The organism is Vibrio campbellii CAIM 519 = NBRC 15631 = ATCC 25920, assembly GCF_002163755.1.
GTDB classification, from domain to species: domain Bacteria; phylum Pseudomonadota; class Gammaproteobacteria; order Enterobacterales; family Vibrionaceae; genus Vibrio; species Vibrio campbellii.
This window is the reverse complement of record NZ_CP015864.1, coordinates 428956-444851: the sequence shown is the minus strand read 5'-3', so window position 1 is coordinate 444851 and position 15896 is coordinate 428956. Positions and strand designations below refer to the sequence as shown.

The following is a 15896-nucleotide window of genomic DNA, read 5'->3' as shown; positions in this document are numbered from 1 at the left end:
CCTTACTCTTCTTTCGCTTCTTGGTCGTCGCCAATGCTTAGTTCATCCAACAGTTTCTTTCTCGCTTCTTCGTCTTGAAGAACCGATGCGATCTTCTTACGGAACGCAGGAACGTTACCTAGAGGGCCTTTCAGTGCAACCAACGCTTCGCGAAGCTCAAGCAAGCTGTTTAGCTCAGGTACGCTTTTCGCGATCGCTTCAGGAGAGAAGTCCTTCATGTTTTGGAACGTTAGATCAACACCGATTTGGCCGCCTTCTTCGTCAGAAAGGCGGTTTTCAACGTTCACTTTAACGTTTGGAGACATGCCTTCTAGCACTTCGTTAAAGTTGTCTTTGTCGATATTGATTGGAGTACGTTCTTCGATAGGCGTCTCATCTGCACGTGCAGTAAAGTCACCAACCACCATCATGCTCAGCGGCAGTTCTACGTCGTCTTGCGTATCACCAGTTGCTGGAACATAACGGATATTAATTCGCTCTTTAGGAGCCACCGAGCCGTCACGTGACATAATTAGTTCCTTATTTAACTCTTTAATTAGTCATAAATTGCTTGCCACTCTTCATACTTCTCAGGCAAAAGATCCTTACTTCTGAATAACTGATGGAGTGTTTTTCGAATCAGATCTTCTAACTGTGACGATAAGTGGGGTTCCCAGCTCGCGAGATTAAACGCTTTTTGTACTTCCCAACCCTTCTCAAGATAAGGCAGACACAATGGGTATAATCCAACAGACTGGTAAGCTGCTATCAATTGTAAATACAGCATAAACTGTCCACGTCCCGAGCTATCCAGCTCGAGTTTGCGGGCAAGTTCTGCGGCATATTCCCCTAGGTTTTCTAGAGTGATATCCTCCATCGGCAGCGAATCTTCTTCAGAGATCACAACTGTTTGCACTACAGGTTGAGAAGTTGAAGAAGCTGCATCTTGAGTCGATAACCAGCTCAAGGTTGCTTCATCTGCAAATGGTATAGAATTCTTAAATGAGAGGTGCTCAATGCCCTCTAATGAATCAACAAAACGTTTCACTTCTTGCTTTACAGCAATGGCCGCATCATCAAAGCCCAAGTTATTGAGCATCGAGTACACGAAGTGATGCCCCGTCAGCCAGAATGGTGCATCAGTTAATGTACGCTCCAAGCGTTTAATCGTGTCGATGTCGCTTTCTTGATTAGCTTTGTCACGATAGTCCGCCTGTTGATCCGAAGACACCGCCAAGCTCAATGGCGTTTCGTTGTTTTGATGATCAGGAAGACCATCAATGTCATCCCAAGTCAGATGACGATAAATTCGGTATGCCAAAGGGTCACTTGGGTTAGCGTGAATCATCACTTCCGCGACTTTCTTAAGCGTACGTTTCGATGCCGTCGGTGATGAGAAGTCCGTATCAACATCGACTTCTTGTGTGACGGCCTTCTTGACTGGCGCTGGCTTCGGAACTGGCGACAGAGGCTTAACTGGTGCGCTTTGAGCCTCTTCAGGCTTTGGCGAATCAACAGCAGTATTCGTTTGCTCAGGTTGAGTAGTGCTTACCGGCACAGAAGGCGCTTGTTCAGGTTGAACTTCACTTGCAGAGCCGTCATCGCTCTGGCCATCGACAGCAGCTTGCTGAGATAACATATTGAGCTGAGTACGGATCTCAAAAAAATCTGCTTCTGAATCTTGATAAACGTCGTCGTACTGACGCTGCACTTCTTCGATAGTAGAAATACAACTTGAAACCAACGCCCAAGACTGCGGGCTTTCCGCTAACTTACCGCTTACCAGTTTAAACTGATGGTTTAGCCATTCTACCGCGCCATCTCTACCACGCTTACGTGAAGGGTAAAGCTCACCACCAAACTGACTTAACGCATGACTAAGCAGCTTCAAGCCTTGTTCGAAACCTTGTAGGCCAAACTCTTCCGTTAGTGCCCGAATCAAGTAACAGATCGCTTTTAAATCTTTACTGTGCTGCACTAAGACTTCTGTTGCGTGCGTTTTAACGACCGTCCAATCTACCGTTTCACCAAATAATGAGCCGAACTTCTTCACTTCGGATTCCATCATTTCGTAGCAAAACTCGTAGCGCGCGTCTTCACCTACTGGAGCAGCATCAGAAATTGGCGTAAGCAAACGTTCGATATCGATCACTGACATTAGCCTCTCCCCTCTGCTTGGTAGTCTCTTAACGCTCGTTCAACCGCTATGGCACCGCGTGCAGGACGAGAAAGTTGATGGCTTTTATCAATGGAGTCCGTTGCCATGCTCTCAAGCAAGTCGGTGATTTCACCAAACTTCTTAGGTGCATTTCGCTCAAGATCGGTAAGGGAATCGTGCAGTTTCTGTTTATCAAAGACGGATTGCTCAGTGACCGTGCTAAATAGGATGTATTCGCTACGAGCGACAATCAGATCTTTGACTTTTTTGGTTAGTTCTGGAGTATTACCAAAGTACGCCTTCGCCGCTTTCGCCTCTACGATGGCTTTGGTGTAGTAATGATCCTTTGCATGCAGCTCAATAGAGTCATTGATGTTCTTCATGACCTTGTTTGGCAACACTTGGCTGTAGAAATACGCCTCAGATTGGTTTAGTAACCAAGCAGCTTTCATTTCTTTGTCCGCAAGCTGCACTTCACCATCAAGGATCAAGCTGGCAATCTGCTCCTCTTTACTTCCTACGATGGCAGAAATTTTCATCGAGTCGACCGAAGCCACATTCAAACCCGCCATCACTTTAGTCAGAGTTTTATCTGCATAAGGGAATAGCGCGCCATCATCGACAAGTTTTTCGCGCAATGTGACTAGCTCTTTACGCAGATCGACCAACGTTTTTGGTAACTCATCGGCCAAGGCTTGATAAGCCGTCAATTCACCTTGGTTCTTTTTGTACAGCTTGGACAGCTTCGTTTGCTGAACTTGGTACGCTTCACGATATGGCGCCGTCGATATAACGTCTTTTTCCATATCATTGAGCGCCTGTTCAATCGCCCAAGGAGGTTGCGCCAAGAAAGAAGCCGTTTGCGCAGGCTTAATAGTGCTAACCAGCGGCGTTCCCGCTTGTGAAATCGTTGGTTCAGATTTTACGATTGCTTTCCACTCTGGTTGATTTTGCTCGTACAGATAATGGCCTGTCACTGCCATCACACTTAATACCAAGCTTGCTTCAAGCACTTTAAAACGGCCGTAACCGCCTTTGTCTTGAGGCTTACAATGCGTCAGCAATAAATCAGCATTACGCAGACTACTAAAAATAGGCGCATTCGATTGAGAATCGATAGACTGAGTATCAATGCGGGCAAGTTGCTGAGCAAAAGAAATAGCGGTATAGCCATGCCCTCTTGGATTATTAATCACTTGCTTGAGCAGCTTCCAAATATGATTTGGAATCAGTGCCGGACGCTTACGATCTTTTAATTGCTTGTGCCATGCATCACCAAAAATAGAACCAATAAATAAATGGCCCGTCAGCAGTGCAAGTGAATAAACATCGTCTTGTGGCTCGGTCGTGCCAGTCTCAAGGTAAAGTGGCGACGCATAACTTAAACTCGCTTCGGCGTGAGATTCAGCCTCACCGATATAGCGCGCTGCACCAAAGTCAATCAGCTTGACGTAATCGCCTTCGCTAACCAGAACATTCGATGGTTTGATATCAAGATGACAAATACCTCGAGTGTGCATAAATTCAAGCGCACCAGCGAGTTGGTAAACTAACCAAGCAATGTGATCGTGACGGAAACCTTTAGAGGAATGACGCTCCATCTTTTCTGCCAGTGATTCACCTTGGATCCACTCGTACATTAAGTATGGACGTTCAAATTCGTTACCGATTTTAATGAAATCCGCAACGCTTGGATGTTGAGAAAGCTCTAGTCTACTTGCCTCATTGACCAACATTTTGCTGGCAATATCTGGCGCGTCCTCATTGACGACTTTACAGCAGATTTGCTTTTCAGGTTGGCCTTTTTTGGCGAGATGGTAAACGGTTGTTCTACCATTTTTCGACGGCAAGGTGTCTAGTACATCAAATTGTGAAAAAAGCACGTACTCAAGCTTTGGCTTATTTTTCTTCGCCAACCTTTGCTCGTTATGTTTCTTTTTCTCAATGGCTTTGACAACCAATTGATCAATATATCCTTTGGCCGCTCCCTGCTTATCAGACACTTTGCACTCTTTTATCGAACAAATATTATTAGGACGAAATAATATTGTTTGAAACATCCTTGTTTCAAGGCTGGTATTTAAAACGAACAGTAAGTCTATTACTTTAGTTATTATTACTAAGTTATTAGACTCTTTGACTTACGCTTTCACTACATCAGTCATGCTGTTTTCTCGTATTAAAAAAAAAGTCATTATTATACCCAAGTGACTTCAAGATGCAGGATTCAGAGCGTTGTCACTGATTCAAGTTCAAGGAAAACAACGCTGCGTAATAGCAAGCTCTTTCCAAGTTGTTTGACGACGAAATTGTTTCAGTGACACGCTCCCAAAGGGCGAGTTGTCTTGGTTCGTATGCTTCGTTAACAATTTTTGATTTAGAACCACTAGATCTTCTAATTGTTGCCTCGCCTTCAAACCAAGTCATTCTCGCTGAACCTAGCACCTTGAGGTTACTTGGGTATATAAGAGCGTTTTCATTAATATTAACGTGCTGATTCACACTAGCAAGCGAGTAATTGGAGTAGCCCTTTGTCACCATTAAAATCAAACATCAGTAGCGATGAAGGTTGGTTAAAATGATGATTTTTAACTGTAAATGCCAAGAGCGCTAGTGAAGAGCAACTGCCCATTGTTCCCCATAATTCATTGATAAGCATAGGCAGTTCGGGATGAGTAAAGCGCTCTGCTTTTGCGCCCAGCGCGAAACCGTAATCTTCGCTGTGCGCGCGCAGGTTCGTCATGTCAGAATACACCTCTCCGAAAGCATTAAGCTTTTTACTCGCACGCTGTACAAGGCGGTACATGCCTCTACGGTCTGTCGTATTCAGTTCGGTATCGATATAACCAAGTTGCGCTAAAGGCTTAAGCTTAAGTGTTTCTACGGTATTTCTTCGACAAAGAATGAGGCCCGAGCCCCCTTCACTTGGAATCACTCCCCATGGATTATTAGTACTCATGACCATGTTATCGTCGATAAGTTCTTGCATCCTGTTGACCATAGAATCGACGCTAATGCACATCATGGCATCGTATTTATCCAACGACTTCATGGCTTGTAGCACGAAGCTAGGACCGCTTGCGTGAACGGTTTCGACCACAGAAAGAAAGTCAGAATAGTCACTTTCACCAAGCCATTCTTGCATCTTCACTAATGAAATTGTCGTAGGCACAGCAAGAAGTAATGGAATCGGCTTCAAAGAACGAGGCAGCTGGGCCAAGAGCGAATCCAATAAGTTCGCCGTTAACTCACAGGTTTTTTCGAACAAACCGCTTTCTTTGGTATATTCAATTTTCGCGAATGTGAAACGCTCAATTCCGTCCTCACCAACGACTTGGTCGAACCTCGCTAAGTCAGCATTTGCTGCATCAGTAGCGATATCCAAGTTCATGCCTGTGGGCGTCATCACTTCCATCCCCAGCACGTAACGACCTGTAGAATTATGCATGCTCGCTCACCTCTTCCAACTTAGTGATAGACGTAGACACCAACAAATGCTCTTTTCCCTGACAAGGAAATGCAGCCGTATAACTGATTGATATGGTTTTCTTCTCAGCATCGACAAATAAGGTATACATCGCCATATCAACTTGATAGGCGCCATCTTTGAACGTGGCAATGGCACGGTATTTCTCTTTCGGTATACGGAATGAGAGCGTGTCATCGTGACAAAAACCACTCATCATCAAGCGCTCACCACCATGAAGAAAGCCTTTGCATTGTTGATCTGCAGGTGCGCTTTGGAAGAAACGTCGGTCAAAATCCAGCGGTAGCATTGGCTTGCGGTTCTCAATCCAATTTTCATCAAACGTACCCGCCAATTTTTGGCGAGATTCGAAGAATGGAGGAACAGGCCCAAAGCCCGCGACTCGAATATTTTTTGACGTAGAGCTCCACTCTTCTCTAGGATAGAAAATCGAAGGCACTTGCTGTTCAAGCAGCTCTTTGCTGGAGTCCGCAACACCACCACCAATTCGGTTACGCAAGTCGCCACCTATCGCGCAGGTGTAATCAATGTCCTTTTCAATGAAAGGTACAGGCTTGCTAAGTGTGATACTACCGCCATGCTCTACCCAAACCCGATCACCATGTATCGCGAGGGTTTTATCAATGTGGCCATCAATCAACACGCGGCATTCTTGGTATGTCACCGGCTTTTTCGCGTAACTGCGAGCTTTACCGTAAACAAGTACATCCGTGTTGTCTTTGGTATAAGCGAATTCGTGGTCGACCTTCATTGCAGAGAAGCCTTCTTCGCCCAAATATTGGGGATCATCGAAGATTTCACTTTCACCTAATTCATGCCAAACCACACCATCGAATTGCCAAATGCGTTTAGCGACAACAACCCAAACTTCATCGCCGTTTTCGTCACGTTGAAAACGACCTTTAAGTGATAGCTCAGGGTGCGCTTCAATATCCCATAATTGCATTGCTATTCCTTAAATTGAATCGTTCGCTCGCAGAAGGTGCGGCCTTTAAATTATTGAAGTTCCAATCTTGCTGATGAATTGGCATCACCATATCCCAAGGTACGTATGCTCGGGATTGAATACAGATTTGTCGCCATAGCCAATCTCGGAACAGCACGTCAACGTTGGCATCTTGCATTGCCGCTAACGTGGATTCGAAGCTCAATGCGTATCCCAATCGGCTTGGCAGATTTTGAATGTGCTTTTCGTCTTCTAACCATTCATTAAGTAAGTCGATTACTTCTTCCCACTCATACTCAACACCAACGTCTTGTGGCATTAGTGGTAGAAGCTTCCCGTAAACCACATACAAAGCTTGAATCCAAGTTTCACCGCCATCCTCTTCTAGAGTTTCCAAGTGCTCAATGATTTCTGGGACTAACTTCCAATCGCCACTCAGAGCAAAATCAACGGGGGCTAATGAAGAAGAGATATCGAACGCTTCAAACTCTTTTAGCTCTAGTAGCTTCGCGAAGGTCAATACTTGGGCCGAGGGCAAACCACTCGGTTCAATACCAAAGTACTGTCGGAACCAAGTGCCTCTGTCACGCTTGGTGATCAAACGTTCAAACAGATACTGCTCACCATTTGCATGGTCGTTGATCCACTCAATGCCCTCTTCCACATCCTGCAACGCTAAAAGCGGTAGCGCGATGTTAGGACGTATGATTTCAGCTTTGTGCCAACGTTTAATCAGCGCAACACTCAAAGCTTGGCGCAGACGTAAGCATTCAAAGTAAAACGGACTGGATTTCGCTTTGCCCTCAATGAGCTCCGACATCACGCTATCCATGTGTTCAACTGGAGATTGCGTGACAATGAGCTTGGCGGTGTGTACGTCTAATTCTTCGAGTGAGCTCAATCCACACAAGAGATTATCGAGCTCAGAGCCAAGTTCTTTCTGTAGCATCAGCCAAGCGTAGATTTCTGGCTCTTGGCTTCTTAGCTGATGAATTAACCCCGGAGCTAATCGATAAAACGACAGATACACTTGTTTGAGCTCTTCTATTTGGCGCTCAATCAGTTTGAGGTAATCCAGATCACGACTCGGATAGCCTCGTTTATGAAGTTGTACACGCTGCTTGATTAAAAAGCCGATGCTCTCAGAAGCAATAGACAGCTTTTCATTACAAAAGCTCAGCCAAGTTGGCGGCAATTGGGAAAGGTCGTTCACAGCACGCTCAGCTCTTGCTAACGCGCCTTCGACTTCTTGATTGGTTATGGGTGTCTTTAGGTGCTCGACACCGATTCTTTGTCGCATCTACTTATCCATTGTTAGCGTGCGATAACGCGATTGCAGTTAGTTAAACTCGAGTGGCTAGTCAATTCGTTACCACGAGATAAAGAGTTAAAACGAGCTAACTAGTTAATCGCGATCGTTCCGCCTTGAATTTTTTGTGCTTTTTCTGCTTGGGAAGTGACGTACTTCGCTTTAGTCGTAATGCGGCTATCGCGCCCGCTGTAACGAGTTTCAGTTTCACCACTTTTGACGATCAGTTCTTGCTCCGTCTCTATGACCATCTTCTTAGCTCGCAATACAAACTCATCAGAATCATCGAGAATCGAGAAGAAAATGTCCGTCACGAGAGGCAAGCTTAAATCGTCGTTCAAGAATTCGATTCGACAACTTAATGAATTATCGATAGCCATTTGTAGTTCAGAACGGCGAAAGCCTCGCCCTAACCTTGCCGTTAGCGGTTGGTTAAATGGATTACCATCAAAATCAACGCGAACACTGCCTGTTGATTCGTTAATGGCGACTATGGTTCCAAAACGCGAAAAGCAAGCCGGTGTCTCGGCTTGCTGTTTCGTGATGGTTTCTGTAATAAGAGGTTGTTTTTCCATCATTAGTTAATCGCTACGTTACCACCCTTCACGACGACTTTATCGCTGCCTTCAATGGTGATTGAAGATCCTGAAAGCTTGATTGAACCATCACTGTTCATCACTAAGGAAGACCCACCAGTTTTCAGCACAATCTTGTCACCACTGATGATTTGCGTTGCGCCATCGGCTTTGTAAGACGTATTGCCTTTTACTGATACGGTTAAGTTACCACCCACCGTTTGGTTATCGTCTGCACCAATGTCTGAGCTTTTCGACGCACCAACCGTTAAGTTGCTGTTCTCGCCCACATCCAAGTCATCGTTTTTGCCGATCTTGGTTGTACGGTTATCGCCAATCTCTAAACCAGAATTGTTCTTCACATACTGAGTTTCGTTGGCGTTGTAAGTAACAGTGACGTCTTGCTCTACGGTTTCAGTAAACATGCTGTTTACTTGGGTTGTCTTGTGGCCATCAATGGTTTCTTTGTGATCACCATGGACTTCGTTCGTCTGATGACGCGCAACTTTTAGGAACTCGTCTTGACCGATATCGCGGTAACGGTTGTTGAGTACCTTCGTCGACATGTCTTTTTGAGCGTGAATGTAGACTTCTTCTTGGTTCGCTTCGTCTTCAAAACTCAGTTCGTTGTAGCCAGTGCCTTTATGCGTTTGGGTACGGAACGTAGTACGAGTTTTGTTCTCCGGTAACGAGTACGGAGGGAAGTGAAGACCGTTATAAACCGCGCCAGTCACTAATGGGCGATCTGGGTCGCCCTCAAGGAAGGTGACAACAACTTCATGACCAATACGTGGCAAGTAAACAGCGCCCCATGTTGGCGCAGCCATAGATTGGCTTACACGGATCCAGCAGCTTGCGTGTTCATCGTTATCGCCGTAACGATCCCAATGGAACTGAACTTTGATTCGCCCAAGTTTGTCGGTGTAAATCTCTTCACCTGCCGGACCGACAACTACCGCCGTTTGTGGACCATCAACAACAGGAGGTGCAAGCTTTGGCGCTTTGAACACCACATCACGTGAGATACAAGAAAACTGGTTGTAATACGTGGTTGGCATACCGTTTGTTTCGTCTTCATGCACTTGCGGATCTTGGCCTGTGTGCATGACAGATAACATGATGTAATCACGGTTGATTTCAGAACGAGGGTGATCGCTAATGCTGAAGCTGTAGCCGGACGCTAAACGCATCACATCACTGCTTGCTTCGACTTGTTGATTGTCGACGATGTGCTCAGACATCCACTCTGTTGTTCTCACCTGCCCCATTGCAGGATCAACATAACGGCCAGGGTAATCAAACTGCTTTAAATCTTGGTCAAGATCGCCCGCATGGGTCATCTCTTGAGGGATTTTAGGCTGTTCGTAGTTGTAATCGGTGTAAGTAACTTGGCCTGTTCTCACGCGGTTAACAAGCTCAAGATCTGAGATATGTTCACGATCAGCAACACCGCCACCGTCAGCATGGAAAACAATCGGACCGATGTAAGAAGCGTTGAGTGGTGAACTCACCAGTGGCGCAATCGCGTCGTTGCTATCTACAATCACCATGGTGTGATTGGCTTCGGTATGGTCAAAGTAATACCACATACCGTGCTCAGCCATCATTCGCTGAACAAACTGAAGGTCAGATTCACGATATTGCAGTACATACTCTTTTGGCGGATACGTCCCAGAGACTTCAAAGCGGTAATCCGTCACGCCTCCATCATCAAGTACTTCGGTGATGATGTCTTGCGCTGATTTTTGTTGGAATATACGACAGTCTTGACGCTGAGATAAGAACCAAGCTTGAGGCACAAGAACTAACTGGTAGCGAGAAAAGCGACGACCCGTTCCAAGGTAACGAACTTCGTTTACCACGCCATTAAAAACGCGCGCAGCCCCTACCCCTTGTCCATAAAGAGTCAGCGTTCCCGCTTTGCGAATTAACGCATCAAAAGAGATATCTGGATCAAGTGAAAGTAATGAGAGACTGATGTGAAAAGGTTTCGACAGCTCTTCATTCACTTGAAAGCTTTCTACTCGAAAGTCGTGCCCACACCCTGGCACTTCAAATTTAAATTCTACGTCATTCACCATATCTTTTACCTGATACAAATAATCGAATTAGGGCCAACAATTGTTGGCCCTGAAACTTTACGCAAAAAGCAATTATGCTTCGCGTGGAGCACGCCAGTCGTCGTTACCAGCTGTACCACAGTTTTCGTGAGTTACTTCGATTGCACGGTAAGTCAGCTTAAGAACTTCTTCTGTCACGCGGTCTGCTGTTGCAGCGTCTTGACAGTGGTTCATGCGAGTTTGGATGTCTACTAGTAGTGCATCAATCAGTTTGATTGAGTAGTAGTGCTCTTGCTTACCTTGAACTGAAGTACGGTAGAAACGGATCACACACTCAGGAAGTTTTTCGCCAGATACTAGTGCGTTGAATAGTAGTGGAGAACAACGGTCTTGAACTTTAGTTACAACAAGTGGACGGTGAACACGTTGACCAGTAGGCTGACCACTTTGTGGGTCACGCGGTACTGTTAGTACGTGGTCTAGTTCTTGAACTAGGAACTCATCAACGTGAGCTTCTTGCCATGTGTTACCTACAGAATCTGCAGAGTAAGTATCTTTAGTGATGTGACCTTGAGTTTCACCTTTGATAGACATATATGCTGGAGTTGGCATCGTTATTTCCTTTTCTAAAATCTGTTTTGTTTAAATCACCAAATCGCTTATCACCGCGACTACTTGGTATAATCAAACTCCGTGCCAACTTTTATAAACCTTAAAATACAACCACTTAGGTTAAATTCAGCTTTATTTATCAATTTATTAAGTACAATTTATTGGATAAAAAACCAAAAAGTTGGAAAAAGATAATAATAAATTGTTTCTCAGATAAAAAGTGAAAATAACCATATATCAAAGGGAGAATAAAGTTATTAACACTGGCTATTTAGTTAGATTAACCATTAATTAATTCAAAATAACAAAGAAGCGTTATTCAAGATAAATATTCACACTAATATTGTCATTAAAATCACCAACAAACGATAGTCAAAATATCTTGATAAAAAAAGAGCGTTATCACTTTTAGTATAATAGTGGCCACCTCTTTTCCTCTAAAGAATAAAATGGCTATGATAAATATAAACCTTTCTTCATTAATTCAGCGTCTACACCCGATTGCAAAAGTGGCATTAGAAGACGCGGCTGCACTTGCAGTCTCTGAAAAAGCAAACGAAGTTCAAATTGAGCATTATTTACTGAGTCTTTTAGAAAGGCCAAATAGTGATTTTGACGTCTTATTAAGTCATTTTGATTGTTCTGAGAACTTATTAAGACAATCGGTTCGATCCACACTCGATACCAACGCCAAAGGAAATGGCAGCAAACCTGTTTTTTCTGCTTTATTAATCGAATGGTTACAAGAAAGCTGGCTGGTTTCTTCTTTAGATCTATCCGAAACACAAATCCGCTCTGGCGCCCTACTCCTTACTCTTGTTAGCAACCCTCTCCGTTACGGCCAACACGGTTACGCCTCTATCCTCGAAGCGGTCAACCCTGACAGCCTTAAGCGTAACTTTGCAGAGCTAACAAGCCACTCTATTGAGGCGCAAGTCGCGACTTCCGAAAAAACACAAGCTCGCGAAGATGGCTCGGCATTGAGCAAGTTCACGACAGACTTCACTGGTAAAGCACGCAAAGGCGAAATCGATCCTGTTTTCTGTCGTGACCAAGAAATCCGCCAAATCGTGGACATTCTTGCTCGTCGCCGTAAAAACAACCCTATCGCTGTCGGTGAGCCGGGCGTTGGTAAAACCGCAGTCGTAGAAGGCTTGGCGCTAAAAATCGTACAAGGCGACGTACCAGACAACCTTAAAGGTGTTGAGCTTTACGGTCTGGACATGGGTCTTCTACAAGCAGGTGCAAGCGTAAAAGGTGAATTCGAAAAACGCCTAAACGCAGTATTGGATGAAGTGAAAAACTCGCCAACGCCAATCATCCTATTCATCGATGAAGCACACACTCTAGTCGGCGGCGGTAACCAAGCGGGCGGCAGTGATGCAGCCAACTTGTTAAAACCTGCCCTAGCACGTGGCGAAGTGAAAACAATTGCTGCAACAACCTGGTCGGAATACAAAAAGTACTTCGAGAAAGATCCAGCGCTTGCACGTCGCTTCCAGCTGGTAAAACTTGATGAGCCTTCTCCAGAGCAAGCGGCATTGATCATTCGTGGTCTGCGCCCAGCTTACGAGAAGTCACACAATGTTTACGTGCGTGATGACGCGATCACCGCAGCTGCAGCGCTTTCTGCTCGTTACATCTCTGGCCGTCAACTACCAGACAAAGCGATCGATGTACTAGATACGGCATGTGCGCGAGTGAACATCAGCCTTAATGCTATCCCTGCTTCTGTAGAAACACTTCAGCAAGAACTTGCTGCCCAACAGCGCGAGCTTGAAGCACTTGAGCGTGATGCTCTGCAGCAAACTGGTGACAAGCACAGCCTTGCTAACATTCCGGACCTAAAACTGGCAATGGAAACAACCAAAGAAGAGTTAGCAGAGCAAGAAGCGCAATGGCACAAAGAAAAAGAGCAGATCCAAGAGATGATTGCTCTACGCTCTCGCTTGCATGAACTGGTGTTTGGCGAAACAAACGAAGAAGAGCTTGTTGCAGACGAAGATTCAGAACAAGAGCAAGACGTTTCTCCATATGCAGAAATGGATGAAGAAGCGGTTCGCATTGCAATTTCAGCCTGCCAAGAACAGCTAGACGCAATCCGCAATGGCAACCCACTGGTTCATTTTGAAGTTGGCCCAGATGAAGTCAGCCACGTGATCTCGGACTGGACCGGTATTCCAATGGGTAAGATGCTTCAAGACGAAGCAGAGACCACGCTAAAACTGAAAGAAAGCCTAACACAAAGCATCAAAGGCCAAGAATACGCTATCGATGCACTGTCTGAAGGCATTCAAACGGCGAAAGCTGGCCTAGGTAATCCAGACGCACCAACAGGCGTATTCCTGCTGGTTGGCCCAAGTGGCGTGGGTAAAACTGAAACGGCTCGTGCGATCGCTGATCAAATGTTTGGTGGCGAGCGCTTTATGACGACCATCAACATGTCTGAGTTCCAAGAGAAGCACACGGTATCTCGCCTAATTGGTTCACCTCCGGGTTACGTAGGTTACGGTGAAGGCGGCATGCTGACAGAAGCGGTACGTCAACGCCCATATTCTGTTGTACTGCTAGATGAAGTGGAAAAAGCCGACCCAGAAGTGTTGAACCTGTTCTACCAAGTGTTCGACAAAGGTACGTTAAACGACGGCGAAGGCCGCACCATCGACTTCAAGAATACGCTGATCATCATGACCAGCAACCTTGCGACGCACGAGATTGAATCTTTGGTTCATCAATCAAAAGACATCGATGCAAACATCATCGCAGAAGCTATCCGACCTACTTTGAACCAACACTTCAAACCGGCGCTGTTGGCACGTATGTCTGTGCTTCCGTTTGTTCCGCTATCTGATGAAGCAATGACAGAAATCATTCACCATAAGCTGAACAAAGTCTCTCAGCGTCTACAGAGCCATCACAAATTGTCTCTGAGCTACGAAGAAAGCTTGGTTGAATTCGTACTGGGTAACTGTCGCCTTGCTGAAACAGGCGCACGTAACATTGACGCGGTCATCAACCGTCAGTTACTGCCGCAGCTATCGACACAGCTACTGGTGCATGACAAGGATGATTCACATACGCAAATCGCAGTTTCTGTCGATGAGCAAGGAACACTAACCTATGCGTTCAGCTAACCATAGCGAACTTAGCAACGCCCTACTTGCGATCAGCCAATCTTTGGCTGATCGCAGCCAGCTGACCCAAACGTTAGATGCCGTGTTGACCGCTGCGAGACAAATGACACTCGCAAAGCATGGCATCATTTACGTTTTAGACCAGACTGGTCAAGCGTTGATCCCAAGTACCGCTCACCATAACGATAAAACGATTGTTTCCCACCCTTGGGAAGCATTGCAGATAGATTCTGCCAGTGAGAACGACCCATTTAACTTTGCGATTCGCAATGGTGAAGTGGTGTTGATCAACGAGCTGTATAAGTACAACGGTTACGACTGTGAAAGCATTTATCAAAGCGAGCAGATACTTGGACTAAAGAGCGAAAACTTATTGGCTTGGCCACTTATCGACAACGATAGTAAAACCATCGGCCTGTTAGTATTACTCGATTTAAGCGTTATCGACAACGAAGCCGCACTCACTGAGTTCTGTCGTATGGCCGCGAGTAATATTCGCCAAGCAGTTTGGTTAGAGCAATATGGGCAAGTGATTAAAAGCCTGAGTGCCGATAACCAAGCACTGCTCCGTGAGAACACTCAGCTTAAAAAGCGTACCAAGAAAACCTATCAAGGCCCGATTGCAGAGAGCGAAGAAATGCTCAATGTTTTAAATCGTCTTGATAAGGTGCTATCACTTCCTGTCGACGTTCTGTTGCGTGGTGAAACTGGTGCAGGTAAAGAAGTGATCGCGAAGTACATTCACGAGAACTCTAACCGAGCAGACCAGCCTTTGATCGTTCAAAACTGTGCGGCTATTCCAGAGCAGTTATTGGAATCGGAACTTTTTGGGCATAAGAAAGGCTCATTCACGGGCGCAGACAAAGATAAAGTGGGCCTGTTTGAAGCAGCCAACGGTGGCACCCTATTCCTAGATGAGATTGGTGATATGCCAATGCTACTTCAAGCTAAGCTGCTTCGAGTACTGCAAGAGCGTAAGGTTCGCCCTATCGGTGCCAGTAAAGAGATTGAGGTAGACGTTCGCGTTATCGCAGCCACCCACTGCAATCTTATGCAGCAGATCAAAGACGGCGGGTTCCGTGCTGACTTGTTCTATCGCTTGAATGTATTCCCGATTACGCTGCCTCCATTGAGAGAACGTGAGTCAGACATTATTCCTCTCGCAGAACATTTCGTGCAGCACACGACCAAGACCCTAGGCTTACCGCAAGCGCCAGGGTTAAGTGCCAACGTGCGTAAACAGCTGCTTGCTTACTCTTATCCGGGTAACGTTCGTGAGCTGAAAAACATCATCGAACGCTCGGTACTGCTGTCAGATTTTGAAACCATCACTCACATTGAGTTCGGTGAGCAAATCCCAGAAGACACGCCAAGTATTGAAGTAAAAGCGGCATCACCTGCTCCAGAACAACCTGCTTACGAGCCAGCACAAGCGGATTTAGAAGGCGCGGCAATCGGCCTAAAGGACGTTGTCAGCCAATACGAGCGCACAGTGATCATCGATTGCTTAAATGCCTGTAATTGGCACACCAAGAAAGCCGCCGAGCAATTGGCGCTGCCAATGAGCACACTCAACCATAAAATGAAGAAATACGATATTTCTGCAGCTGGTTAAGCGAGAAGCGAGAAGCGAGAA

Annotated in this window: 11 protein-coding genes; 2 read left to right on the top strand and 9 right to left on the bottom strand. The window is 45.6% G+C overall.

Annotated features, from left to right (window positions below; all coding sequences use genetic code 11):
• Positions 1 to 2: 2 nt before the first annotated feature.
• The 9 genes from tssB to A8140_RS17660 all read right to left on the bottom strand — a co-directional run bounded on the left by tssB (position 3) and on the right by A8140_RS17660 (position 11126).
• Positions 3 to 509 carry a type VI secretion system contractile sheath small subunit gene (tssB, locus tag A8140_RS17705; RefSeq protein ID WP_005449476.1) on the bottom strand — a complete coding sequence of 169 codons (507 nt, stop codon included), beginning with the start codon at positions 507 to 509 and terminating at the stop codon, positions 3 to 5.
• Between the two features lie 26 nt (positions 510 to 535).
• A complete protein-coding gene (gene tssA, locus A8140_RS17700) occupies positions 536 to 2137 on the bottom strand; it encodes a type VI secretion system protein TssA (RefSeq protein WP_005532469.1) in 1602 nt (533 codons plus the stop codon).
• Positions 2137 to 4140: a serine/threonine protein kinase gene (locus A8140_RS17695; protein WP_005532470.1), complete on the bottom strand. Its 2004-nt coding sequence runs from the start codon at positions 4138 to 4140 to the stop codon at positions 2137 to 2139. Before A8140_RS17695 ends, tssA begins: the two co-directional genes overlap by 1 nt.
• 500 nt (positions 4141 to 4640) lie before the next feature.
• Complete coding sequence (locus A8140_RS17685) at positions 4641 to 5585, bottom strand: hypothetical protein (RefSeq protein ID WP_005532472.1); 945 nt, start codon at positions 5583 to 5585, stop codon at positions 4641 to 4643.
• On the bottom strand, positions 5578 to 6570 hold the full coding sequence (locus tag A8140_RS17680; RefSeq protein ID WP_005532473.1) for a DUF2169 family type VI secretion system accessory protein: 993 nt from the start codon (positions 6568 to 6570) through the stop codon (positions 5578 to 5580). Before A8140_RS17680 ends, A8140_RS17685 begins: the two co-directional genes overlap by 8 nt.
• Complete coding sequence (locus A8140_RS17675; RefSeq protein WP_005532474.1) at positions 6551 to 7870, bottom strand: hypothetical protein; 1320 nt, start codon at positions 7868 to 7870, stop codon at positions 6551 to 6553. Before A8140_RS17675 ends, A8140_RS17680 begins: the two co-directional genes overlap by 20 nt.
• Positions 7871 to 7971: 101 nt before the next feature.
• On the bottom strand, positions 7972 to 8457 hold the full coding sequence (locus A8140_RS17670; RefSeq protein WP_005532475.1) for a hypothetical protein: 486 nt from the start codon (positions 8455 to 8457) through the stop codon (positions 7972 to 7974).
• Positions 8457 to 10535, bottom strand: a complete 2079-nt coding sequence (locus A8140_RS17665) for a type VI secretion system Vgr family protein (protein WP_005532476.1) — start codon at positions 10533 to 10535, stop codon at positions 8457 to 8459. Before A8140_RS17665 ends, A8140_RS17670 begins: the two co-directional genes overlap by 1 nt.
• Positions 10536 to 10607: 72 nt before the next feature.
• Positions 10608 to 11126, bottom strand: a complete 519-nt coding sequence (locus A8140_RS17660) for an Hcp family type VI secretion system effector (protein WP_005426983.1) — start codon at positions 11124 to 11126, stop codon at positions 10608 to 10610.
• Positions 11127 to 11581: 455 nt separating this feature from the next.
• On the opposite strand from A8140_RS17660, the gene tssH reads away from it, so the two are divergent.
• Complete coding sequence (gene tssH, locus A8140_RS17655) at positions 11582 to 14260, top strand: type VI secretion system ATPase TssH (RefSeq protein WP_038863672.1); 2679 nt, start codon at positions 11582 to 11584, stop codon at positions 14258 to 14260.
• Positions 14247 to 15875, top strand: a complete 1629-nt coding sequence (locus A8140_RS17650) for a sigma-54-dependent Fis family transcriptional regulator (protein WP_005532477.1) — start codon at positions 14247 to 14249, stop codon at positions 15873 to 15875. Before tssH ends, A8140_RS17650 begins: the two co-directional genes overlap by 14 nt.
• Positions 15876 to 15896: the final 21 nt, after the last annotated feature.

Bases quoted from the DNA above. Each gene is read 5' to 3' on its own strand.
- tssA (WP_005532469.1), bottom strand. From the start codon at position 2,137: ATGTCAGTGATCGATATCGAACGTTTGCTTACGCCAATTTCTGATGCT.
- A8140_RS17660 (WP_005426983.1), bottom strand. From the start codon at position 11,126: ATGCCAACTCCAGCATATATGTCTATCAAAGGTGAAACTCAAGGTCAC.
- A8140_RS17680 (WP_005532473.1), bottom strand. From the start codon at position 6,570: ATGCAATTATGGGATATTGAAGCGCACCCTGAGCTATCACTTAAAGGT.
- tssB (WP_005449476.1), bottom strand. From the start codon at position 509: ATGTCACGTGACGGCTCGGTGGCTCCTAAAGAGCGAATTAATATCCGT.
- A8140_RS17685 (WP_005532472.1), bottom strand. From the start codon at position 5,585: ATGCATAATTCTACAGGTCGTTACGTGCTGGGGATGGAAGTGATGACG.
- A8140_RS17665 (WP_005532476.1), bottom strand. From the start codon at position 10,535: ATGGTGAATGACGTAGAATTTAAATTTGAAGTGCCAGGGTGTGGGCAC.
- A8140_RS17675 (WP_005532474.1), bottom strand. From the start codon at position 7,870: ATGCGACAAAGAATCGGTGTCGAGCACCTAAAGACACCCATAACCAAT.
- A8140_RS17670 (WP_005532475.1), bottom strand. From the start codon at position 8,457: ATGATGGAAAAACAACCTCTTATTACAGAAACCATCACGAAACAGCAA.
- tssH (WP_038863672.1), top strand. From the start codon at position 11,582: ATGATAAATATAAACCTTTCTTCATTAATTCAGCGTCTACACCCGATT.
- A8140_RS17650 (WP_005532477.1), top strand. From the start codon at position 14,247: ATGCGTTCAGCTAACCATAGCGAACTTAGCAACGCCCTACTTGCGATC.